Origin of the sequence: Sphingomonas abietis, assembly GCF_027625475.1 — a bacterium.
Taxonomy (GTDB): Bacteria; Pseudomonadota; Alphaproteobacteria; order Sphingomonadales; family Sphingomonadaceae; genus Solisphingomonas; species Solisphingomonas abietis.
The window spans coordinates 1,549,703-1,568,546 of the sequence record NZ_CP115174.1 but is presented as its reverse complement, the minus strand read 5'-3'; the positions used below and the strand labels follow the sequence as shown (position 1 = coordinate 1,568,546).

The 18,844-nt window shown below is 64.5% G+C and carries 28 protein-coding genes and 1 tRNA gene; 13 read left to right on the top strand and 16 right to left on the bottom strand.

Annotated features, from left to right (window positions below):
* The first annotated feature begins 4 nt into the window (after positions 1-4).
* From mrdA to PBT88_RS07700, 3 genes are all read left to right on the top strand, one after another.
* Positions 5-2,140, top strand: coding sequence for a penicillin-binding protein 2 (gene mrdA / locus PBT88_RS07710; protein ID WP_270078615.1), 2,136 nt, complete (start codon positions 5-7; stop codon positions 2,138-2,140).
* The gene (gene rodA, locus PBT88_RS07705) at positions 2,137-3,252 is read left to right on the top strand and encodes a rod shape-determining protein RodA (protein ID WP_270078614.1); all 1,116 of its coding nucleotides are present in this window, start codon (positions 2,137-2,139) and stop codon (positions 3,250-3,252) included. Before mrdA ends, rodA begins: the two co-directional genes overlap by 4 nt.
* A gap of 93 nt (positions 3,253-3,345) precedes the next feature.
* Positions 3,346-3,421: transfer RNA gene (locus PBT88_RS07700), tRNA-Lys, on the top strand.
* 103 nt (positions 3,422-3,524) lie between these two features.
* Here the strand turns inward: PBT88_RS07700 and PBT88_RS07695 are convergent.
* The 13 genes from PBT88_RS07695 to PBT88_RS07635 form a co-directional block, all read right to left on the bottom strand.
* On the bottom strand, positions 3,525-4,478 hold the full coding sequence (locus tag PBT88_RS07695) for a hypothetical protein (protein WP_270078613.1): 954 nt from the start codon (positions 4,476-4,478) through the stop codon (positions 3,525-3,527).
* Entirely contained in the window at positions 4,475-5,740 is a 1,266-nt protein-coding gene (locus PBT88_RS07690) for a site-specific integrase (RefSeq protein ID WP_270078612.1), read from the bottom strand. The genes PBT88_RS07695 and PBT88_RS07690 overlap by 4 nt, the downstream gene beginning before the upstream one ends.
* A complete protein-coding gene (locus PBT88_RS07685; RefSeq protein ID WP_270078611.1) occupies positions 5,740-5,997 on the bottom strand; it encodes a hypothetical protein in 258 nt (85 codons plus the stop codon). The genes PBT88_RS07690 and PBT88_RS07685 overlap by 1 nt, the downstream gene beginning before the upstream one ends.
* Positions 5,998-6,006: 9 nt before the next feature.
* Entirely contained in the window at positions 6,007-6,618 is a 612-nt protein-coding gene (locus tag PBT88_RS07680) for a hypothetical protein (protein ID WP_270078610.1), read from the bottom strand.
* Positions 6,615-8,057: a hypothetical protein gene (locus tag PBT88_RS07675; protein ID WP_270078609.1), complete on the bottom strand. Its 1,443-nt coding sequence runs from the start codon at positions 8,055-8,057 to the stop codon at positions 6,615-6,617. The genes PBT88_RS07680 and PBT88_RS07675 overlap by 4 nt, the downstream gene beginning before the upstream one ends.
* Before the next feature lie 136 nt (positions 8,058-8,193).
* Positions 8,194-8,640: a tRNA lysidine(34) synthetase gene (locus tag PBT88_RS07670; protein WP_270078608.1), complete on the bottom strand. Its 447-nt coding sequence runs from the start codon at positions 8,638-8,640 to the stop codon at positions 8,194-8,196.
* The gene (locus PBT88_RS07665) at positions 8,637-8,816 is read right to left on the bottom strand and encodes a hypothetical protein (protein ID WP_270078607.1); all 180 of its coding nucleotides are present in this window, start codon (positions 8,814-8,816) and stop codon (positions 8,637-8,639) included. The genes PBT88_RS07670 and PBT88_RS07665 overlap by 4 nt, the downstream gene beginning before the upstream one ends.
* Positions 8,813-9,478 carry a hypothetical protein gene (locus PBT88_RS07660; RefSeq protein ID WP_270078606.1) on the bottom strand — a complete coding sequence of 222 codons (666 nt, stop codon included), beginning with the start codon at positions 9,476-9,478 and terminating at the stop codon, positions 8,813-8,815. Before PBT88_RS07660 ends, PBT88_RS07665 begins: the two co-directional genes overlap by 4 nt.
* 25 nt (positions 9,479-9,503) lie before the next feature.
* On the bottom strand, positions 9,504-9,812 hold the full coding sequence (locus PBT88_RS07655; protein WP_270078605.1) for a hypothetical protein: 309 nt from the start codon (positions 9,810-9,812) through the stop codon (positions 9,504-9,506).
* Positions 9,812-10,426 (bottom strand): hypothetical protein, encoded by a 615-nt coding sequence (locus PBT88_RS07650; protein WP_270078604.1) that lies wholly within the window; start codon positions 10,424-10,426, stop codon positions 9,812-9,814. The genes PBT88_RS07655 and PBT88_RS07650 overlap by 1 nt, the downstream gene beginning before the upstream one ends.
* A 26-nt stretch (positions 10,427-10,452) precedes the next feature.
* Positions 10,453-10,821 carry a DUF968 domain-containing protein gene (locus PBT88_RS07645; RefSeq protein ID WP_270078603.1) on the bottom strand — a complete coding sequence of 123 codons (369 nt, stop codon included), beginning with the start codon at positions 10,819-10,821 and terminating at the stop codon, positions 10,453-10,455.
* A 223-nt stretch (positions 10,822-11,044) separates the two neighbouring features.
* Positions 11,045-11,332, bottom strand: coding sequence for a hypothetical protein (locus PBT88_RS07640; RefSeq protein WP_270078602.1), 288 nt, complete (start codon positions 11,330-11,332; stop codon positions 11,045-11,047).
* Positions 11,333-11,340: 8 nt separating this feature from the next.
* Positions 11,341-11,718, bottom strand: a complete 378-nt coding sequence (locus PBT88_RS07635) for a hypothetical protein (RefSeq protein ID WP_270078601.1) — start codon at positions 11,716-11,718, stop codon at positions 11,341-11,343.
* 127 nt (positions 11,719-11,845) lie between these two features.
* Here PBT88_RS07635 and PBT88_RS07630 point away from each other — a divergent pair, with 127 nt between their 5' ends.
* Positions 11,846-12,340, top strand: coding sequence for a hypothetical protein (locus PBT88_RS07630; RefSeq protein ID WP_270078600.1), 495 nt, complete (start codon positions 11,846-11,848; stop codon positions 12,338-12,340).
* A gap of 1 nt (position 12,341) precedes the next feature.
* Here PBT88_RS07630 and PBT88_RS07625 read toward each other — a convergent pair whose 3' ends face one another.
* From PBT88_RS07625 to PBT88_RS07615, 3 genes are read right to left on the bottom strand one after another with little or no spacing between them, the layout of a single operon-like run.
* On the bottom strand, positions 12,342-13,097 hold the full coding sequence (locus PBT88_RS07625; RefSeq protein ID WP_270078599.1) for a S24 family peptidase: 756 nt from the start codon (positions 13,095-13,097) through the stop codon (positions 12,342-12,344).
* Positions 13,088-13,393: a hypothetical protein gene (locus tag PBT88_RS21280; protein WP_270078598.1), complete on the bottom strand. Its 306-nt coding sequence runs from the start codon at positions 13,391-13,393 to the stop codon at positions 13,088-13,090. Before PBT88_RS21280 ends, PBT88_RS07625 begins: the two co-directional genes overlap by 10 nt.
* A gap of 14 nt (positions 13,394-13,407) precedes the next feature.
* Positions 13,408-13,635, bottom strand: a complete 228-nt coding sequence (locus tag PBT88_RS07615; RefSeq protein ID WP_270078597.1) for a hypothetical protein — start codon at positions 13,633-13,635, stop codon at positions 13,408-13,410.
* 248 nt (positions 13,636-13,883) lie between these two features.
* Between PBT88_RS07615 and PBT88_RS07610 the strand changes: the two genes are divergently transcribed.
* The 9 genes from PBT88_RS07610 (at position 13,884) to PBT88_RS07570 (ending at position 18,842) form a co-directional block, all read left to right on the top strand.
* Complete coding sequence (locus PBT88_RS07610; RefSeq protein WP_270078596.1) at positions 13,884-14,198, top strand: hypothetical protein; 315 nt, start codon at positions 13,884-13,886, stop codon at positions 14,196-14,198.
* Between the two features lie 301 nt (positions 14,199-14,499).
* On the top strand, positions 14,500-14,970 hold the full coding sequence (locus PBT88_RS07605) for a hypothetical protein (RefSeq protein WP_270078595.1): 471 nt from the start codon (positions 14,500-14,502) through the stop codon (positions 14,968-14,970).
* A complete protein-coding gene (locus tag PBT88_RS07600) occupies positions 14,967-15,296 on the top strand; it encodes a hypothetical protein (protein WP_270078594.1) in 330 nt (109 codons plus the stop codon). The genes PBT88_RS07605 and PBT88_RS07600 overlap by 4 nt, the downstream gene beginning before the upstream one ends.
* Before the next feature lie 70 nt (positions 15,297-15,366).
* The gene (locus PBT88_RS07595) at positions 15,367-16,143 is read left to right on the top strand and encodes a DNA methyltransferase family protein (protein ID WP_270078593.1); all 777 of its coding nucleotides are present in this window, start codon (positions 15,367-15,369) and stop codon (positions 16,141-16,143) included.
* Entirely contained in the window at positions 16,140-16,748 is a 609-nt protein-coding gene (locus PBT88_RS07590) for an MT-A70 family methyltransferase (RefSeq protein WP_270078592.1), read from the top strand. Before PBT88_RS07595 ends, PBT88_RS07590 begins: the two co-directional genes overlap by 4 nt.
* On the top strand, positions 16,745-17,191 hold the full coding sequence (locus PBT88_RS07585; RefSeq protein WP_270078591.1) for a hypothetical protein: 447 nt from the start codon (positions 16,745-16,747) through the stop codon (positions 17,189-17,191). Before PBT88_RS07590 ends, PBT88_RS07585 begins: the two co-directional genes overlap by 4 nt.
* Positions 17,184-18,329 (top strand): DNA polymerase III subunit beta family protein, encoded by a 1,146-nt coding sequence (locus tag PBT88_RS07580; RefSeq protein ID WP_270078590.1) that lies wholly within the window; start codon positions 17,184-17,186, stop codon positions 18,327-18,329. Before PBT88_RS07585 ends, PBT88_RS07580 begins: the two co-directional genes overlap by 8 nt.
* 50 nt (positions 18,330-18,379) lie before the next feature.
* A complete protein-coding gene (locus PBT88_RS07575) occupies positions 18,380-18,607 on the top strand; it encodes a hypothetical protein (protein WP_270078589.1) in 228 nt (75 codons plus the stop codon).
* Positions 18,600-18,842, top strand: coding sequence for a DUF2312 domain-containing protein (locus PBT88_RS07570; RefSeq protein ID WP_270078588.1), 243 nt, complete (start codon positions 18,600-18,602; stop codon positions 18,840-18,842). Before PBT88_RS07575 ends, PBT88_RS07570 begins: the two co-directional genes overlap by 8 nt.
* Positions 18,843-18,844 lie beyond the last annotated feature (2 nt).

The window sequence follows — 18,844 nt, the reverse complement described above, 5'->3', positions numbered from 1 at the left end:
CGGCATGAAATTCGGGTCCGGCCGGCGCCCCGGCCGCCTCGTCACCGAGGCCCATCAAAGCTTTTCCTTCACCCGCCGCGCGATGTTCCTGGGCGCCGCACAGGGCGGCGTCGGCCTGCTGCTGGTCGGCCGCATGGCGTGGCTCACCGTCGCCCAGCACGACAAATATGCCGCATTGGCCGAAAGCAACCGCGCCCGCTCCACCCTGATCCCGCCGCGGCGCGGCTGGATCGTGGATCGCACCGGCCAGCCGATCGCGATCAACCGTTCCGATTTCCGCGTCGACGTCATCCCCGATCTGCTGGTCGACGAGGAGGCCGAGATCGCCCTCCTCCAGACAATCCTCCAGCTCCTCCCCGAAGATGTCGAGCGGCTGCACGACAATCTGCCCAAGGCGGCCGGTTTCCAGCCGGTGCAGGTCGCCGAGGATCTCGATTACGAGCATTTCGCGGCGGTCAATCTGCGCCTGCCCGATCTGCCCGGCGTCGTGCCCGCGCGCGGCTTCTCCCGCTTCTACCCGACCGGGCCGGCGGTGGCGCATCTGATCGGCTATGTCGGTTCGGCCTCGGCGGAGGACTACAAGAAGGACAAGAACCCGCTGCTGATCACACCCGGCTTCAAGATCGGCAAGCAAGGCCTTGAGAAGATATACGAACAGCTTCTGCGCGGCCAGCCCGGCATGAAGCCGTCCGAAGTCACCGCGCGCGGCAAGCTGGTGCGGGAACTGCCCGCCAAGCCGGAGATGCCGGGGCGCACGCTCCAGCTCACCATCGATGCCGGTCTTCAGGCCTATATCGCCGAGCGGATGGGCGACCAGTCCGGCTCGGCGGTGGTGATCGACACCGAGAATGGCGACATCCTCGCGATGGTCTCGATGCCCGCTTACGATCCCAACAGCTTCTCCAAGGGCATCAGCCACGACGAATGGAACATGCTGTCGGCGGACGATCATCTGCCGCTGGTCAACAAATCGTTGCAGGGACTCTATCCATCGGGATCGACGGTCAAGCCGATGAACGCGCTGGGGCTGCTCGAGGCGGGCATCTCACCGGACGAGCATGTCCTGTGTACCGGCCAATATCGGGTCGGCAACAGCTTCTTCCATTGCTGGAAGCATGGCGGCCACGGATCGATCGACATGCATCGCGCCGTCCAGCAGAGCTGCGACATCTATTTCTACCAGATGGCGCGCAAGGTCGGCACCAAGGTGCTAGCGGATACGCTCAAGCGTCTCGGACTGGGGCAGAAATTCGATATGCCCTTCCCGTCCCAGCGCTATGGCACGGTGCCGGACCCGGACTGGAAACTGCGCAAATATCACAAGCCATGGACGGTCAGCGACACGCTGAACTCGTCGATCGGCCAGGGCTATACCTTGGTCAACCCGCTCCAGCTCGCCGTGGCGGCGGCCCGCATCGCCAGCGGCAAGGCGCTGGTGCCCCGCATCGTCCACCGGCGCCACGATCAACCGCCGGCCTCGCTCGGCGTCTCCGAGGACCATCTGCGGATCGTCCACGAGGCGATGGGCGCCGTGGTCGGCCCGGGCGGCACCGCCGGCACCGCCCGCATCCAGATTCCCGGCGTCGATATGGCGGGCAAGACCGGCTCCGCGCAGGTCCGTCACATCAGCATGGCGGCGCGCGCCGCCGGCCGCGCCAAGGCGCTCGGCGACAGCGGCGAATGGCGCCTGCGTGACCATGGCCTGTTCATCGCCTTCGCCCCCGTCGAGCAGCCCCGCTACGCCGCGGCCGTGATCCTCGAACATGCCGGCCACGCCACCGTCGGCGCGCAGATCGCCCGCGACGCCTTCACCTATCTATACGATAAGCAGAAGGCGCTCGACACGCTGGCCAAGCTGCAACCTTCCTGGGGCGGCGACATCGCCACCCGGATGACCCGCCAGCGCGCCGAATGGGCGGCCGCCCATGCCACCGCGCCGGAGCCCGACGCGCTGCCCGCCGACGCCGGCGATCTCAGCGCGCAGGCCAATGCCGCGACCCCGCCGGACGTCTCCGCCTCCACCGCCGTGGCGCCGCCGTCCGAGGGGCCGGACAATAGCCAGGCGCCCGTCAAGGCACCGTCCGGCACCGCCGCCGCCCCACCGGCCACCCCACCCGCCACCGGAGACGTGCCCGAATGATCCGCAATTCACTCGTCCCCGCCCCGCTCGCGCAATTGCCCTGGCGGGTGCTGCTGACGGTGATCGCGATCACGGGGTTCGGGCTGGCGGTGCTCTATTCGGCGGCGGGCGGCAGCCTGGAGCCATGGGCGCTCGGCCAGGGGATGCGCTTCTGCCTGTTCCTCGCCGGCGCCATCGCACTCTCCCGCCTGCGCGAGAGCCAGATCAGGGCGGCGGTGCTGCCCGCTTATGTCATCCTCGTGATCGCGCTGGTGCTGACCGAATTGCTGGGCGCGGTGGCGGGTGGCGGGCAACGCTGGCTCAATCTCGGCATCATCCGGCTCCAGCCCTCCGAATTGATGAAGCCGCTCATCGTGCTGACGCTCGCGCGCTTCTACGATGTCCTGCCGGCGGGCGAGATCCGGCGCTGGAACGCGATCTGGCCGGCGCTGGCGCTGATCGGCGTGCCGGCCGCCCTGATCCTCGTCCAGCCCGATCTCGGCACCGCGACGATGGTGGTGGCCGGCGGGATCACCGTGATGTTCCTCGCCGGCCTGCCGCTGCGGCTGTTCGTCGGCGGTGCGCTCGCGATCATCCCGGTGGCGGCCGGCGCCTGGACGATGATGCACGAATATCAGCGCAACCGCGTGCTGATCTTCCTCGATCCGGAGAGCGATCCGCTCGGCAAGGGCTATCATATCAGCCAGTCCAAGATCGCAATCGGCTCGGGCGGCCTTTTCGGCAAGGGCTTCCTCAACGGCACCCAGAGCCATCTCGACTATCTACCCGAAGGCCACACCGATTTCGTCTTCGCCACCATGTCCGAGGAATGGGGACTGGTCGGCGGCGTGGTGCTGATCGTCGCCTTCCTCTCGGTGATCTGGTGGGGGCTGGGCGTCGCCATGCGGGCCGAGACGCGCTTCGCCCGCCTCGCCGCGGCCGGCCTGTCCGCCACCATCTTCTTCTACGTCGCGGTGAACCTGATGATGGTGATGGGGCTGGCGCCGGTCGTCGGCATCCCGCTGCCGCTCGTCTCCTATGGCGGATCGGCGGTGATGACGGTGCTGATCATCCTCGGCTTGCTGATGGCGATCGACCGCGGACATGGCGCGCCCGGCACCCGATTCCGATAATTTTGCGAAGATGCATCAAAGCTATTTACAGCCTCCGATTCGGTTGGTAGTTGGCCGCCTCCCGACGATGACCTGACGGTCGCCAGACGGTGTGGACGCATAGCTCAGTTGGTAGAGCAGCTGACTCTTAATCAGCGGGTCCTTGGTTCGAGCCCAAGTGCGTCCACCATTCCTCCCCTTGAAAACATTACGTTTTACAAGATGGGAGAGATGCGTCTTCCGACTCTTTTCCGAAGCGCATTCCGACAATCTCACTATGTTCCTGCGTCCGATCATCCGTTTTCTCCGATCGATTCTTCGTGCGATGCGGCATCCAGCGGCGGCACAGGCCAAGCCGGTAGCGGCACAAGGAACCCGGCTGCGTTACGGTGTCCGCCCCCGCCGAACCGCGCGGCGATCAACGAGACGTCGGCCCGCCCGCCCTCGCTACGGAGGCTAAACGTCCGGCCTTTGCGCCCCTCCGAATAGCAGGCAGAGAAAGCTGCGTCGGGAAACTCGTTGAGCAACGAATTACCGACGTCCGATGCGAAAGCTGACGGGCAGTTTACGACTGGCACCATGTGACCAAGGATCGGCTCCAGCCGCGCTGTGGAGATGATCTCCGAGCACTTCTGATCGTAGAAGCGCTGCATGGCATCGGCCTCAGCCTTGATCCCTGCCGCTCGCGCCGGCTCTGCCATGATCGCATCGATCTCGGTCCAGCGCTCGAAGCTGAACGGCTCAGCGCGAAGCCAGAGTGCGAACTCCTTCGCTTCGGGATAAGCGAAACGCCAGAGGTCTCGGTCCTCGATCAGCGCTACCAGGCGTGGCGCCGGGGTGCTGTGGCAGAAGTCCCAAACCATTCGCGCGCCCGACCGCTCCATGTCGAACACGGCGATGCACGGCGGCCGGTGCAAATCGGCCAATGCCCGGAGCATTGCCGTCACCTCGAAGGGATTAGCGGCGGCCGCCGTCGCGACGAACGGAGCCAGGTCCGCCTCGGCGGATTTGTGGTGGTCCAGGATGACGATGCTCGCAGCTGATTGGAGCATCTCTTCCAGGACCGGCAGCTTGTAGCTGAAGTCGCCGATAAGGACGTGCTTGCCGGCTACGTCTGGCGGCGTTGAGCCATGGCTTGCCGGGATATATTCAACCGATGCGCCCCAACGCTTCCAGGCGGCCCAGGCGGCGCCGAATCCGTCGGCGCAGCTGGCGTGGTAAATCATGACGTCGGGCTTCCAGCTCATTCGGATTCTCCATCGGGTTCGGTGGTGCCCGCGATCAACAGAACGTGCGCTCGACGGGCGCTCGCAATCTCACGCGCCTTGTCTTCGGTGACCTTATTGTAAATTCGGGTGACGTCGAGCGTGGCATGCCCGGAGATCGGGCGAACATCCGCCGTGACCGATCCCACCTCCGTGATGCCGCCATGCCGGAAGCCGGTGAAGGTCATCTCCTTCGGCAGCCCCGCCTTCTCGCAGATCTGGCGATGGACGCTCGACATGCGCCGCTCCTTGTACTTCTCGCCGCTACGCTCCTCCACCACGATCACGTCTACGCCATCGCGTTGCATCTCCCGCGAGCGCGCGATCTCCTCCTCGAGGTCCGGATAGAGCGACAGCCGTTCGCCGTCGGCGCCCTTGATCGCAAGCGGAAGCGTCACGCGCGTGCCGGTCTTCGACTGAACGAGGCTGATCGTCTCATCCGTGTAATCCTCCCAGAGGAACCCGCGCTGCTTCACGCCATCAGGATCCTCGTAGCCGAATGCGTCCCATGTCCGCTGGCATCCTTCAAAGGCGAGGGCCGCGGCGGTGGCCATGGACTGGAAGCCCATCGCGCGCGCTGTAGCCCGATAGAGGTCATACTCAGCCCGTGTCGTGCCCCGGTTGCCCTTCTTGGCCTTGCTGACGAGGCCCATGCCGAGAAACGGATTCTCCTTCACGCCGGTGACGCGGTGGTGCCGTAGCGCCCATGACCAGACAAGCCGGCAAACCTGCATCGCGTAGCTCGCCTGCCGAACGCCACGTGGCTTGAGGACCTTGTAGATTTTGTCGGCGACGGGCCCGTCGACGTCGCTGGCGCGACGCGTGCCGAAGTGCGGCGCGCCCTTCTTCGTTTCCAGCTGGACGAGCATGTCCATGAGCTTGCGATAGTCCTTTCGAGTTTTCGCCGCCTTGGACGTGAAGCGCTCCTGTTTCCGGTACCAGTCGAACAGCCACGCGACCGTGCCGACCGCGAGGCCTTTCGCCGGATCCGCGGTGCGCCACTCCGTCAGCGTCGCGTTGAGGGCCTCGGCCTTCTGGTAGGCTATCCCCTTATCACTCCCGAGGGGCTCCGACGCGACCGGGCACTGCCGATCGTGGCGCGTCGCCGGCACCATCTTCCCAGTAGCCGCATCCTTGGTCGGCTTCGCCCAGTGAGGCAGTTCCCAGTAATAGGCGTAGACGTTGCCGCTCAGGCGCTTCTTGCGCGTGTAGGCAGGCATCCTGTCGTTGAGCGCGCGGCCCATCAGTCGAACCAATCATCCGCGGCGCTGGCCGACCCGCGCAGGGCCTCCACGGCCTTCTTCAACTCCTCGCGCAGCGCCAAGCGCTGGCCGTTGCGGCCACCCCGGAAAAAGCGGACCGTGCCGCTCGCCTCCCATTCGTCCATCTGCCCTTCGGACACCTGGGTATAGGATAGCGCCATTTTCCGGCCCATCGCTTCTGGCCAGAATGGCATGGACGCGTCCCGTTTTTCAGCCGCGCCCATAAAATGCCCTTTCAAATGCTCCGATCATTCTGGAAGCCTTCCGAGGCTCTGCCGGATGATGTCCGCCCATGAGTTCTCGATATCGCGCTGGGTGGACGCCTCGAGCGCCCGCTCCACGTAGCCGTATGCGCCGACGTTCTCCGGATCCTCTGCGAAGAGATAGCTCAGGAGCTTCCGGTCACGGAGATCAACGAAGATGGCGGCGGCCGCGGCGCGGGCTGCGATATCCTTCGTGCCCATCCCGATGTCGTCGGCAACCATAACTCTGGTGCCAGGGCGCCGTGGTGTACGGAATACGTCGTCGATCAGGCCGCGAGCAACCGCATCCTTGTACGCTTTCACGATGCGCTGCGTCGTGAGCACGATGGCGTCGATGTGGTGGCGCTTGGTTACGAAAGTGCCGCCCAGCTCGCGCTGCCAGGCGCGCGCGTACATGTCGGCGTCAGCATTGGCGCTCTTCGCGTCGCGTTCCGCCTTCTCAAGCTCCATCTTCAGCCGTGAAATTTCCGGAGCCGCGACCCCGAGCACCGTGCTCGCACATAGCGCTGCACTGTCTTGTTCCGTGTCCCCGGCTTTTATCGCGGGCAACGCAAGGAGCGCATCGACGGCGCGCTGATGAAGAGCGGCGTCGATCATGCCACGCTCCCCGTCTTTGTGCTGACAAGCGCCGCGATCGCTGCTTTGTCTGCCTCGATGATCTTGTGGGCCAGATCCACCCAATGGGACCACGGCCCCTCGGCATTTTCATTGTCGTTGCGCGGCGACCAAGGGACGAACCACCCGGTGAGCCACGCTGACCGCTGGATACCGCAACGCCTCTCGGCGGAGAGGTGCTCCGGCAGATGGGGGATCAGAGCGTCATCTTCAGGTCGTGCGGCCTTCTCCGGGAGCGGCGAGTGCCTCGGCTTGGCGGCCTGCTTCGCCCTGATCGCATCGACCTTCGCCCAGATGCGGGCCAGTTCGATCTCGCCAGCCCGATGCATGTCGAGGCCGTTGGCAAGGCAGAGCGCCGCGAGCGTCACCATGACGCCACCAACTTCCTGCGCCGGATCGCCGACCAGCCGGTCGAACACGTAATCGACCAGCTGGTGCGCTTCGCTGGCCGTGCAGCCGCACGCCTGCACCAGCTCCAGCGCCTCTTCGAGGAAGCGGTGGTTCCGCTCCTCGCGATCGCCGGCGATCATCTCCCCGAAGCATTCGAGAAGCCATGGGCCGACCCGGGTCTGAAAAGTCCTTTCGGTCGACTCCGGATGGCACGACTCAATGCCATACGGTATCACCGTGCCATGGCTGGCACCGATCTCGACGACATCTTGGCTCAGGTCGTCTGTCCCGCGTGCGGCGAGATCATCAATGTGCCCTATCGGCAGATCCGGCTTTACCGTGCTGCCGGGTGCTCTTGCGGCGCCCTTTTCAAAGTCGAAGACGGCACCGCTATTGCCGCTATCCAAGTCTTGATTGACGAGGCCAACCCGATCAACGCCACCAACGACTGAAGCGGGACCGAGGAGCGCGGCCAGTTTCGGCCGCATTTCGGTCTCCCAGATCGTAGCCGGAGAATTGGCCCTCGCTCCGATTCCCATCATTTTGGCAAGATCATAGAATGCGTCCGCATAGCCGTCCGCTGCGGGGCCTAAGCCTTGCAGAACATCGCCGCACAGCTTGGCATATTCCCGATTCGTCGCCGCCTTCGCGTCCCCCTCGGCGGTCCGCTTCGCCGCATGCTGATCGGCATAGTTCTGGAATTGCGCGCCGCAGAGACGGAGCGCTTTCATCATCAGCAGCGTCCGGCGGTCTTCCGGGCCAGGCGGAGAGAACTGCAGATCCTCCTCGACGCCATCGATGAAGATCGACACGGGCGGCTGCCCGCCGATCACGCGCAGGTTGATGTTGCTGCCGGCGAGCAGCGCCGCCAGTTCGTCAGGTGACGGTTTCCACGCTGAGGTGCAGCTGATGGTATCGCCGTGCGCCTCGATGCGCACCGGCAAACCGCCGACGGTCCCGTTCTTGGCAATGTTCCAGTTCTCGGGCTGGCCGAGGACGTTGGTGAAGCCCTTTATGGTGGTGACGATCACGAGGCTTTCCTCCAGATGATGGGTTGCTGGTCGCGCGGGATGCGGTGCTGCCCCCGCGACATAGGATGCTTCGGGGCGCCGCTCTGAGTGGTGCCGAGGCACACGAGCTCGACGCCACGGATGCGGATGTGCTCGATCAGGAACTGGGCTCGGTCGTTCCCGTCATTCCCCCAAGCGGCGAGCATCCGGCCGCCGTGTTCGCCCGCATATACGTCGAGAGCGCCTCGTAGCGCGCAAGGCCGTTCGCGAACCTCTGCTCCCAACGGGCGACCATATCGCCGGCAGAGCGCCTGACGACATCCAAGGCCAGGCCTAGGCGGGAAGCGGTCCGCTCGACGGTCGCAGGCGTGGACTGCCATTCGGCACGGCCAAGATCCGCGTGGATAGCGAGGCGCCGTTCTCGCGGATGTCCCGCGCGATCGAGATGATCCATGCCCGCCCAAGCGAGAGCGCCGGAATCCTTCCCGCCTGACAGGTTGAACACGAACCAAGCGCCATCTGCTATGGCCGCCTCGATCGTGGCATCCGTCGCCACCTGATAGAGCGTGCGCGCTGGCTCGAAGAGCGTGCCAAAGGAGATCATGGCCGTCCCTTCCTGAGCATGCGGCGGCGCTGCTGGCGCGGCAGGTGCGCGACGTCGGCCGGTTCGACGAGCCGGCGATAATGGACCTCGATCGCGCCCTCCTCGGCACAGCAGCGCGCGCGGCGGGGAAGAAGACCCTGCGGATGGCGATCGTGGGGACAATCGACGCACCTCATGCGCCCGTCCCCAGTCGATCGATATTCTCGCGCTCGACGCGGAAGGTCAGTGCGACGACGAGGGGATCTTCATCCCAAGAGCCAGGACCGTGGAGCGATTCCCACAGCGACGCGAAGCTCTTGCGCGGATCGCCATGGCACCGCGTCATATTCGGGTTCGTCTCGAGGTAATCGACCCACCCCCATAGCGAGCCGTAGCCGTATTTCTCGATCCCCTCGGCGATCGCATCCGCTTCGCTGATCGCGGTCAGGCGCTCGATCCGGACATCGGTGACGGTCAGCGTGAGGCGCGAGGCCCAGCGCGGCATATGCATGCCCTGGCGATGCCTGCCCCAACTCCACTCGCCAAGCGGACAACCTCTCGGCTCACCATCGGCGAGATAGGCCACCCGGCTAGGGTCCATGGTGAGTTGCCGCGGCGCATAATCGTCCATGCGAGCGCGAGCCTTCCAATGCTCGCGGACATAGAGGCGATCACCTTTGGCGTAAGGCTCCTTCTGCGATGTGAGGCACAAGCCGGTAGCGACACGCGGAACCGCATCCCCTTGCACATGCACAGCCTCGACTTTGCACTCCGCGCCATCGACTATGAAGGTTTCGGGCTGCGGCTTGAGCAACCGCCGCGTCTGTGTCTTGCGTCCTTCCAGCAGGGCGCGCACCATCGGTCCCGAGAAGATGATGGGACGATCAGTCATGGCAGATAGATTTTACTTGGTCGGCAACGGCGCGAGCGCCTTCATCGTAAAAGTTCTCGCTACGACGATAGATAAAGCGCTTGGCCGACCAGACCGCCTCCGCCCGTCTCTGAGCGATGCAGAAAGGGACATATGGATCACGCAAAACAAAGAAGAACTTGATGATATCGCGGACCGTATTCGCCCAAAACCGACTCAGGGCGGCGCAACAGTCACCATACGTCCAGACCACTGGCTCGAACGGGATAGTAGACCTAAATAGCGGTATCATCCGCCATTTGATCTTCATATCGACATCCATCAGGAGGCCCTCCGCTGGTCGGCCAACCAGTCGGCAATGACCGGCCACGCGTCGGCGATCTCGCCCCAGCGCGGCGCGCGCTTGGCATTGCCCTTGAACGCCGCGACCCAGCCGTGCAGCCGGTTTTTCACGGCCTTGCGAGCTTCCTCCACATGATTGACGCTGTGGAAGAAATGGGCGGTGCTGACTGGCAGCGGCAGGTTGTTGCGCTCGCCGTCCGGCGCATAGGTGCAGGAGCGACTGCGCGGCACGAGGACGGGCTCCGGTAGCTCGAAGCGCAGGTTCGGTTTTGCCGGCAATGTGATGTAGACGGCGTCGCGGGACCACGCCTCGCCCCACTTTTCGAGGACGCGCATCTCGTCGACCGGATACCGCTCGATCATGTCGGCGAGCAGCGCGCGGCGGGCGGCGGCGACGTCATCGTCGCACACATGCTTGCGTGCATAGAGGCTGATCGCGGCGGAACCGATCCGGGTCAGCAGCGGGCCATCGACGGTCAGCCGGAACGCGACGCGGTCGCCGGGGACGGGAATACCATCGCGCCCGATCGCCATCTTCCCGCCGCGCGCGCCATAGGCAGCCTCGGCCAGCCCCGTCGGCGTGACGCGCGGCATCGCGTTGAGTTGAGCTTGCGTTAACGTCACGGCTTCACCTCACCATGCTCACGTTCCCAAGCGACCCGGCCGGGCCAAGCGCGCCAGTAGCGCGTGACCATGGCCCTCCCCTCAAAACCGTAGCGGGTTTGGAACTGCGGCCAGCCCAGCCGGTCGGTCTGGATTTCATGGTGACGGCGGCACATCGGCAGCGCCGCGAAGTCGGAGACCTTGGTCCCTACCCCTTTGTCGCCCCAGGGATCGAAGTGGCACGCCTCGATCTTGCCCTCGCATTCGCCGGTCGGCGCGAGCAAGCACGCGCGGCCGCGAAGCCATTGCAGATAGGCGCGTGCCGACTTCTCCGGCGGCCGGCCGGCGTTGCGGTGACGCGGTCGGATGTCGGCGCGAGCGAACATCAGAAAGGGAGATCCCGATCTAACGCCAACTCGGCGAGGCTGAACGCATCGTGCTCGACGTCACACCGCATCACTCGATCGGTCGGTACCAGCACATAGAAACGCTTGCCCGGATTCTCGCGCGCCAAGCGCCGCGCCTCAGTCAGGGCCGATCCATGAGAATCGTGGCGATACCGCGGGGCCAGACCCGTATCCGACCAAACGAGGAAGAATGGCGGGCCGCTCACAGCGAACGCTCCGAAAGGGTTTCGACGGTGCCGGCCTCGACAGCACCGTCGTGGGAAGTAGCGACCGGGAGGGGCAAAGGGTCGCCGAGGCTGGGGAAGAATGGGCGCCATGGATCGAGCGGGCTCGGCTCAGGCACATCGAGATGCGGCGCATCGAACAATGCCGGCGCGAACGTCAGCAGCATTGCGAGGCCAGCGTAAGAGAAGAAGCCCCACGTATCGTGGTGATGGAGGGCGATGAACGCCAGCACGAGCACCGCGCAACCCGCGCCGATGTAAAGCATAGTGCGCATCAGCCGCGCCCCCGACCGATGAAACTGCGCCGCTTTTTCGGAGCGGCAGACGGCACGACATCGACGCGCGACGGCAGCGGGTAGATATCAACCTTGCCAAACCGTGCGCGGGCGGCGACCTGAGCCGCCTCCCAGAAGGTTTCGAGTTCGTGATCCACGATCCCGCCCGAGCGCGCCCGAGCGATGATCAGGCTGCGCAGCTCGACCGCATCGCGATAGAGCGCCGCCTTCGCCATCGGCGTCGCGAACGATGCCTCGTGAAGACGCCGGGTCATCTCCGCATAACGGGCGACCGGGTTGGCCATCTCTTTGACGGCCTGTTTCGCCGGCTCATCGCCGACGAAATACGCCGGCGGAATGGACTGGTGAAGCACCATGAGTTCTCCATCGGCCGTAATGGCCAGATGGGATATAATTACGTTTCTCGTAATTTCGCGTCAATACGGATTCCGTAATTTTTTTACGGGCGAGCCTTCGGTACATCGTGCAGAGGGGGAGAAGAGCTTGAGCTGGGTCGGATCACTCGTTCTGATAGCGGCGTCAATCGCCGGTCGTCAGCCGCCATCAAACTGGGAGTATTCCCAAACGAAAGACCCGATCTCTGACGAGGTGCGAGCGCGAGCGTTCGCCGGCGGTGCTGGCGGCAGGATCGGGTTCAAATGTGACGCGCCCGGCCCCGGAAGCGTCTATCTTGAATTTATATCTGACAATTTTTTAGGCCCACACTCTCCAGATTCGGAGTACCGGGACTTTGAATTCCGCTTCGACAGCGGCGAGGGGCAACTGGATCAGTGGTCATACCAGGACGACCACGCAATTGCGACCGAATCCGAATCAGTCTCAGCGGTTCTTGAGCAGATCGTAAAAGCTCGCAAAATGCTTGTGCGCACGCACGACTATCGCGGCACCGAGCAGCTTACAACTATTGGCGTCGGTAGCGCCGCAAACGCTCTTCGCAGGGTTGCGGCCACTTGCAAAGACGTCGACGCAGCGCGATGATCTAGCGCGTTTGCAGCATTTCATGCCGCGTAAGTATTCGGTCGAGCCGCAGAATTTCACCCATATCGATGCGGAATTCCTTGAACGGCTGATATTGGCGCAGCTCGACGTAACGAGCGGTTCGACGGACCATCTCTTTTACCAGCACCGCCCTCGCAGTCATCCCGTCATCCATCTCGGGATTGGCCGTGCGTAGGTAGACCACGACATTATCGCCCGCTTTCAGAGGCATGTCTTTACATGCAACAGCCATCTCCCCGTCCGGGAGGGCTGGATGCATAGAGGATCCCTGAACGTATAGTGCGTAGGCCACTTGCTTGCGCTTCAAGATGGCAGGGCGCGCTACATACTCAATGACGTCGCCGCTATTCAGCATTGTTTGCTCGATCGCCTCGCCATCGACTTCCCTCGCAGCACCGAGCCCTGTGCCGACGACCGGAAGGTTCTCATCCGGCTCTTCGAGAGAAGCCCCTTCCATGGGCACAATCGCCGCATTTGTTTGGAGATGCTCCGTTCCGGCCTCCGTGTCCGCAAGGCCGAGCAGTTTTGCCAGTGGCGCCATTTCTCTGGGCTGTATCTGCCTCTCACCTTTGCGCATCTCCGTCACACGAGCAGGAGCGATGTTAAGCAGGGCGGCGACATCCTTCCCCATGACCAAACGCGCGGCCAGCTGGCGAATCATCTCGTTAAGAATTTGATCATGTGTAAGCACAGTGGACCATTGCGAAAACCGTAACGCCCCGTCGATCACGGACATCGTAATTTCCCTCTTGCCGACGAATTACGATTGTCGTAATTTGCGCAGATGCAGACAGCCAGCGCCATCATCGACAGTCTCGGCGGGACCAGCGCAGTTGCCGCCGGTCTTTCGCTAACCCCCTCAACGGTGTCGAGTTGGAAGACGAGCGGCCGCATTCCGTCCTGGCGCCAACCTAGTCTTTTGGCGCTGGCAAGGCGTGTCGGCGCCTCACTTAAACCGTCCGATTTTCCTGGTTCGTCTTCCGGACAGAGCGAGGCAGCATAGATGTCGCCCGCCGCGATCGCATTCTTCAAGTTGGCCTTGGGCCCTAAGGCATCGACGCGATCGATGTCGCAAGCCTTTCCAGGCCCTGCATCGCCGTTGCGGTCAACTCCCCTTGAACAGGAGAGAGCGACAGGAGGGCCTTCGCCTCTTTTACGAGCCTCTGCCCGTCCGCCTTCGGAAGAATGTTTCGGTCGACTAGGGCGAGTAGAAGATCCGATGTCATCCGCGCGTAAACGGTGTGAATGCTCGCAATCTCTTCTTCCTGCGACATCCTCAACTCCTGTGGATGGTGACACCCCCACAGTAGCCGGAAGGGGGCTGGCCGCAAGCCAGTCCCCGGATGGCGCCCAAGAGGAGGCAGCATAATGGCCCGTCTTCCCCGTTGGATCGCCCGAGGCCTCCCTTGCCCCAAGCCTCAGCCTTTCACGGCTGAGCAGGAAGCGCGGATCCGCGAGATGATCGTGGAACGCATCGCCGCATGGGAAGCCTCGACGCTTGCGATCATGGATAGAGATCGGGATGTCGATCTTCGTGTGTCGGCGTGTGCCATGGGGGTGCAGCTTCGATTTGCTGAAGCCACCCCTGAAGCCACTCCGCTCGGAAATCGCGGAGAAGTTCGTCCACTCGGTCGCTTTCAGCGATTTCTTGCGAAGCGCGCAGGAACATATTCGCGAGATCGCGCCGAAAGCCATTCCCTGCCAACAGAAGGATCGATGGCGTGACGACATGTTCGAACATGACGTCAGCGAAATCGCGCTCGGCCTTGAGGTGCGCGACATCCCCTTGGAGGATGGCAACGCGCTTCTCGAGATCTCGCAATCGGTCTCCGAGTGATTTCGGCTCGTCGGCCATCTGTCGTCATTCCCTTCGTTGTGGTGTTGCAGCAACCACGATAGCCGGAAGGGGTCGGACGTCGAGTCCGGCCCCGGAAGGGCGGTGCTGATATGATCGGCCTCCTCGCCCCTCATGCAATCCCGCTGGCCTTCGTCCCCAGTTGCCCGACGCGCGATCGTATGTGCGCGATCGCCGTGTGCGGCACCTGTGGGAACGCAGCAGGCAGCCCGAAGGCGCTTCGCTGCCGCGAAACCGGCTGCCAACTGTCTGATCGTTCCGTCCATGAAAGGGTCAATGCGGCATGAGCGTTTATCCGTCAGCGAACATCGAGCCCCTCGTTTCCCGCGAACAGGTGGGCGAGGCTATCCGGAAGGCGCTGGCGCTCTACGTCGGTCGCGGCCGGCGCTACAGCGTGAAGGAGCTGTCAAATGGTACCGGAATTAAGGACCGGGTTATCGAGTGCGCCCTGTGCGCGCCGACGTCCGAGCATTACCGGCCCCTGCCGCTTGAGGCGCTGACCACGCTGGAACTGTTCCTCGGCCCCGACTTCACGGCGGCCCGCCTCTCCCTCGCCGGTCAAGGCGCCTTCCTGCTCCCTAACGCGGGGGCGATCGATCCGCACGCCCTTGCGGCGGACAATGCGGATGACAATGCCACCGTCACCCGGGCGGCGCTGGACGGAGAATTCGACGCCGACGAGATCCTGATCCTCCCGGAAGTCGGGACACGGATGATGACCCGAGGCGCAATTTTGGCGAGCCTGCGGCAATGATCGGGCTGGCCACATCCCTCGCCGCCGGCGTGGCGTTCACAAGCACCGTGGGTTGCGTCGCCGCGTGGATGATCGCCGCGTCCTGGCGCGCCGCCGCGCTCGACAAGGCCCGCCGCCTGACCATTCTCGATACGCGGATCCGCAACCTGCTCGACCAGCGGGATGAGGCGCGGCGCGAGCTGCATGCGATCACGCGGACGCGCTCCCGCGCGGTGGCGCAGGGCAACCGCACCCGCGCGCAGCGACGCCGCGGCGCGCTGTTGCCCGAACCCATCAACGAGTTTGCCGGCCAGTCGGCCGATCTGAGGACCGAACACACGGGCTGACGACGCCCCGGGGAGTTTTGACATGACGAATGCAGTGAGCGCGTCGACGTCCGTCGGCGCGGCAGGAAAAGTGCGCGCCCGCGGCGTGAAGATCACGCCGGAGGTCAGCGACGTGCTCCGCCGGTCGGAGATCGACGGCGCGATGCTGCGGCTGCCCGGCGGCAAGCTGGAGCGCCCCCTCTACGACGCCGTCGATAAGACGCTGAAGGCGCTCGGCGGCAAGTGGAACCGATCGAAGGCCGCTCACGTGTTCGATCGGCCGATCGCCGACGAAATCGCGGCTTCCCTCGACGGCGGGATCGCGATCGACGTGAAGAAGACCAACGAGCAGTTCTTCACGCCCGCGCTGATCGCCGCACGGATGTGCGACGAGGTCGATCTCCGCGCGGATGATCATGTGCTTGAGCCGTCGGCGGGGGCTGGCTCACTGCTCGGCCTACCGATGGAGATCGGCTGCTTCATCAGCGCCGTCGAGATCGATGCCCGCTTGGCGGAAAATCTCAGCGAAGTGCTCCACGGCCGGCACGGCGCCGGGGTTTGGAATGCAGACTTCCTCGACTGGCAGCCCGCCGTGCGAGCGCCGATCACGGTCGTCCTGATGAACCCGCCGTTCTCGGGCGGGAAAGATGTGCGGCACGTCCGGCGGGCATGGGACTTTCTCGCGCCCGGCGGCCGGATGGCAGCGATTATGGGCGAGCACGCTTTCTTCGCAGCCGATCGCGCCAGCCAGGACTTCCGGATGTGGCTGGGTAATATCGGCGCTCGCGTCGAGAACCTGCCCGCCGGCACGTTCAAGGAATCCGGCACGATGGTCGGCGCGCGCCTGGTCGTGGCGACCAAACGGTGAGCGTCATCGCCCCCTCGGATGCCTCCTGGCCGTTCGGCTGCATCCTCGCTGACCCGCCATGGGCGTTCAAGACCTTCTCCGGCGAGAACATGACGCCGCACCGGTGCGCGGAAGATCATTATCGCACGATGACCCTCGCGGAGATGTCCGCGCTGCCGGTTGGCATGCTCGCAGCGAAAGACTGCGCTCTGTTCATGTGGGTCGTCGGTAGCCACCTCGCGGAGTCCATCGAGCTCGCTGCCAGCTGGGGCTTTTCGTTCAAGACGGATGCCTTCTACTGGCTCAAGTCGCGCCTTTTCGACGCCGACCAGATCGACATGTTCACCGGCGACGTCGCGGAGCCCCGCATCGGGTTCGGCTACTGGACCCGCAAGCAGATTGAGCCGTGCTGGCTCTTCACGCGCGGCAAACCTCGGCGCATCTCGAAAGGCGTCCGGCAGGCGATCATCGAGCCACGTCGGGAGCACAGCCGGAAGCCAGAAGAGCAGTATCCTCGGATCGAGGCACTGGTCGGTGGGCCGAGGCTGGAGCTTTTTGCCCGCCAGGCCAGGCCAGGCTGGGCCGTGTGGGGGAACCAGACCGATAAATTCGGGGTCGCGGCATGAGCACCCGGCCACCCTTCCGCTCGTGGGCCGAGGATTATCCCCACGACAGCCGCGCGATGCCGCCGGTCAACCTGGAGGCATTCAGGATCCGGCGCCTGCAGCGTCAGAAGAACGCACGCGTCCAGAAGGACATCGCCGCCGGAATGATGCCGGAGCGCAAGGCCGGGCGGATCACGCGCGCGATCTTCGACCGGCAGATCGGCAAGCGGGAATTCGATGATGCCGCCGCCCGCCACGCCCGTGAGACGAACCTGATCGAACGGGCCCGCCTGCACCTCCAGCGCCGCGGCTACGTCGTCGTGCGCGCTGGTATCGTCGATGGCCCCGCCAACCGCTGGGACGTCCGTGGCCGGGATCGCTGGCTCACCGACGACGAACTCCTCGCCCTTGCGCAACGCAACGGCTTCACGCCTCCCACCACGAAAGGAAACGACGATGCCTGATCGTATCAGTTTCTCGCGCCACGAGCTGCTCGCGGCCCTCAACCTGATCGGCAAGGTTCGGCCGTGGCAGCGCGAATATCGCGAGCCGGGCAAACCGAACCAGCTCGGCCTGGCGCTGATCAAGATCAGCACGTGGTCGGGGGTGGCGACGCTCACCTCGGCCAATCTGGACATCACCATCTCCGTCGACGTCCCCTGCGGCCCCGGGGACACGACAATGTATCTGCCGCTCCCGAACCTTCTCGCGGCCACGCAGAAGGCGGCGGAGGGCGCCGAGATCGTGCTCGAGGCCGGCGACGGCGTCACCGTATTCCGCGCCGGCCGCTTTCGGTCGCAGATGGCGGGCTCGACGCGCGACATGGCGCCGGTCCGCCCGCCGCTCGACGGTGCGCGCCACACGATCCCGGCCGATACCATGCGCGGCGGCCTGCGCGCGGCGGCGCCGGCGGTGCTCGACGACAGCAAGCGCCCTTTCATGGGTGGCGTGCTGCTCAGGGGTGACGGCCAGAGCCTCAGCTTCGTGGGCATGGACGACAACCGCATCCATTCGGCGGTCGGCAACAACGGCGGGATCGACACCAACGTCATCATGCCCGAGGCGCTGGCCGACCTGCTCGCTGCGATCCTGCCGGAAGGCAAGGACGTCCAGGTCACGATCGACCAGCGCGCGATCGAGCTGGTGTTCGACCGCATCCGGGTCGGGTCGAACCTGATCCAAGGACAATTCCCCGCCTATCGCGAGCGGCTCCACACCGGGAAGACGCGGGTATACCGCGCGCCGGCGAGCAAGCTGCTCAACGATATCGAGCTGGTCGCGCTCGTCGCACCGGACAAGACGCGCGATATCCGGTTCGATTTCGGCCCGCAGTGCGAGGTGTCGGCGTTCCGGCGCTCCGGCAACGGCGTGGACGTCGGCTGCGTCGTGCTCGAGGGCGCCTATGAAGGCCCGCCGCTGGCGATCGGCTTTCAGGTCCGGCTCGTCACCGATGCGCTCACGCTGTTCGGTCACGAGCCGATCGAGTGGCGCATGGACGGGCCGCTCGATCCGACCGTCGTCACCTGCCCGACCCTTCCGGGCATCGAGGCGATGATCTCGCCGCTGCGGCTCGTCGCCGACCATCTGCGGGTAGCGGCATAATGGGCGCCCGGGACCCGCGCTTTGGCACAATGGATTCGTGCGAGGCATCGGTGCTGTCACTGCACCCCGGCCCCGACCGCGATTTCGCCTTTCCCAATCCGCCGAAGCCGAGCGCTGCGGTCCGCCTGGCAGAAGCCGAGCGCCGGTTACTCGAAACTATGATCGAGCGTTTCGCGGATCGTGACGGCCACACCGGTGATCTCGCTCGGCTGATCATCGTGCTTCGCGCCGAGGTCCGCACTCAATCCCCCACCGGTGAGGCAATCGAACATGGCTGATGGCAACGTCGCAGCTGATCAGCTGCGCCTCTTTATCGAACGCATTGAGCGGCTCGAGGAAGAGAAGAAGGGCATGCAGGACGATATCCGCGATGTCTACCTGGAGGCCAAGTCGCAGGGATACGACCCCAAGACGATGCGTACCGTCGTTCGGCTGCGGAAGCTGGAGAAGAACGATCGCGACGAGGCGGACGCCCTCCTCGAAATCTACCGCGCTGCGCTTGGGCTGAGCTGATG

What these genes read in the sequence shown, in the direction of transcription:
- mrdA (WP_270078615.1), top strand. Translation starts at nt 5, where the DNA reads ATGAAATTCGGGTCCGGCCGGCGCCCCGGCCGCCTCGTCACCGAGGCC.
- rodA (WP_270078614.1), top strand. Translation starts at nt 2,137, where the DNA reads ATGATCCGCAATTCACTCGTCCCCGCCCCGCTCGCGCAATTGCCCTGG.
- PBT88_RS07695 (WP_270078613.1), bottom strand. Translation starts at nt 4,478, where the DNA reads ATGAGCTGGAAGCCCGACGTCATGATTTACCACGCCAGCTGCGCCGAC.
- PBT88_RS07690 (WP_270078612.1), bottom strand. Translation starts at nt 5,740, where the DNA reads ATGGGCCGCGCGCTCAACGACAGGATGCCTGCCTACACGCGCAAGAAG.
- PBT88_RS07680 (WP_270078610.1), bottom strand. Translation starts at nt 6,618, where the DNA reads ATGATCGACGCCGCTCTTCATCAGCGCGCCGTCGATGCGCTCCTTGCG.
- PBT88_RS07670 (WP_270078608.1), bottom strand. Translation starts at nt 8,640, where the DNA reads ATGATCTCCTTTGGCACGCTCTTCGAGCCAGCGCGCACGCTCTATCAG.
- PBT88_RS07665 (WP_270078607.1), bottom strand. Translation starts at nt 8,816, where the DNA reads ATGAGGTGCGTCGATTGTCCCCACGATCGCCATCCGCAGGGTCTTCTT.
- PBT88_RS07660 (WP_270078606.1), bottom strand. Translation starts at nt 9,478, where the DNA reads ATGGTGCGCGCCCTGCTGGAAGGACGCAAGACACAGACGCGGCGGTTG.
- PBT88_RS07655 (WP_270078605.1), bottom strand. Translation starts at nt 9,812, where the DNA reads ATGGATGTCGATATGAAGATCAAATGGCGGATGATACCGCTATTTAGG.
- PBT88_RS07650 (WP_270078604.1), bottom strand. Translation starts at nt 10,426, where the DNA reads ATGCCGCGCGTCACGCCGACGGGGCTGGCCGAGGCTGCCTATGGCGCG.
- PBT88_RS07645 (WP_270078603.1), bottom strand. Translation starts at nt 10,821, where the DNA reads ATGTTCGCTCGCGCCGACATCCGACCGCGTCACCGCAACGCCGGCCGG.
- PBT88_RS07640 (WP_270078602.1), bottom strand. Translation starts at nt 11,332, where the DNA reads ATGCTTTACATCGGCGCGGGTTGCGCGGTGCTCGTGCTGGCGTTCATC.
- PBT88_RS07635 (WP_270078601.1), bottom strand. Translation starts at nt 11,718, where the DNA reads ATGGTGCTTCACCAGTCCATTCCGCCGGCGTATTTCGTCGGCGATGAG.
- PBT88_RS07625 (WP_270078599.1), bottom strand. Translation starts at nt 13,097, where the DNA reads ATGTCCGTGATCGACGGGGCGTTACGGTTTTCGCAATGGTCCACTGTG.
- PBT88_RS07615 (WP_270078597.1), bottom strand. Translation starts at nt 13,635, where the DNA reads ATGTCGCAGGAAGAAGAGATTGCGAGCATTCACACCGTTTACGCGCGG.
- PBT88_RS07610 (WP_270078596.1), top strand. Translation starts at nt 13,884, where the DNA reads ATGTCGATCTTCGTGTGTCGGCGTGTGCCATGGGGGTGCAGCTTCGAT.
- PBT88_RS07605 (WP_270078595.1), top strand. Translation starts at nt 14,500, where the DNA reads ATGAGCGTTTATCCGTCAGCGAACATCGAGCCCCTCGTTTCCCGCGAA.
- PBT88_RS07600 (WP_270078594.1), top strand. Translation starts at nt 14,967, where the DNA reads ATGATCGGGCTGGCCACATCCCTCGCCGCCGGCGTGGCGTTCACAAGC.
- PBT88_RS07585 (WP_270078591.1), top strand. Translation starts at nt 16,745, where the DNA reads ATGAGCACCCGGCCACCCTTCCGCTCGTGGGCCGAGGATTATCCCCAC.
- PBT88_RS07580 (WP_270078590.1), top strand. Translation starts at nt 17,184, where the DNA reads ATGCCTGATCGTATCAGTTTCTCGCGCCACGAGCTGCTCGCGGCCCTC.
- PBT88_RS07570 (WP_270078588.1), top strand. Translation starts at nt 18,600, where the DNA reads ATGGCTGATGGCAACGTCGCAGCTGATCAGCTGCGCCTCTTTATCGAA.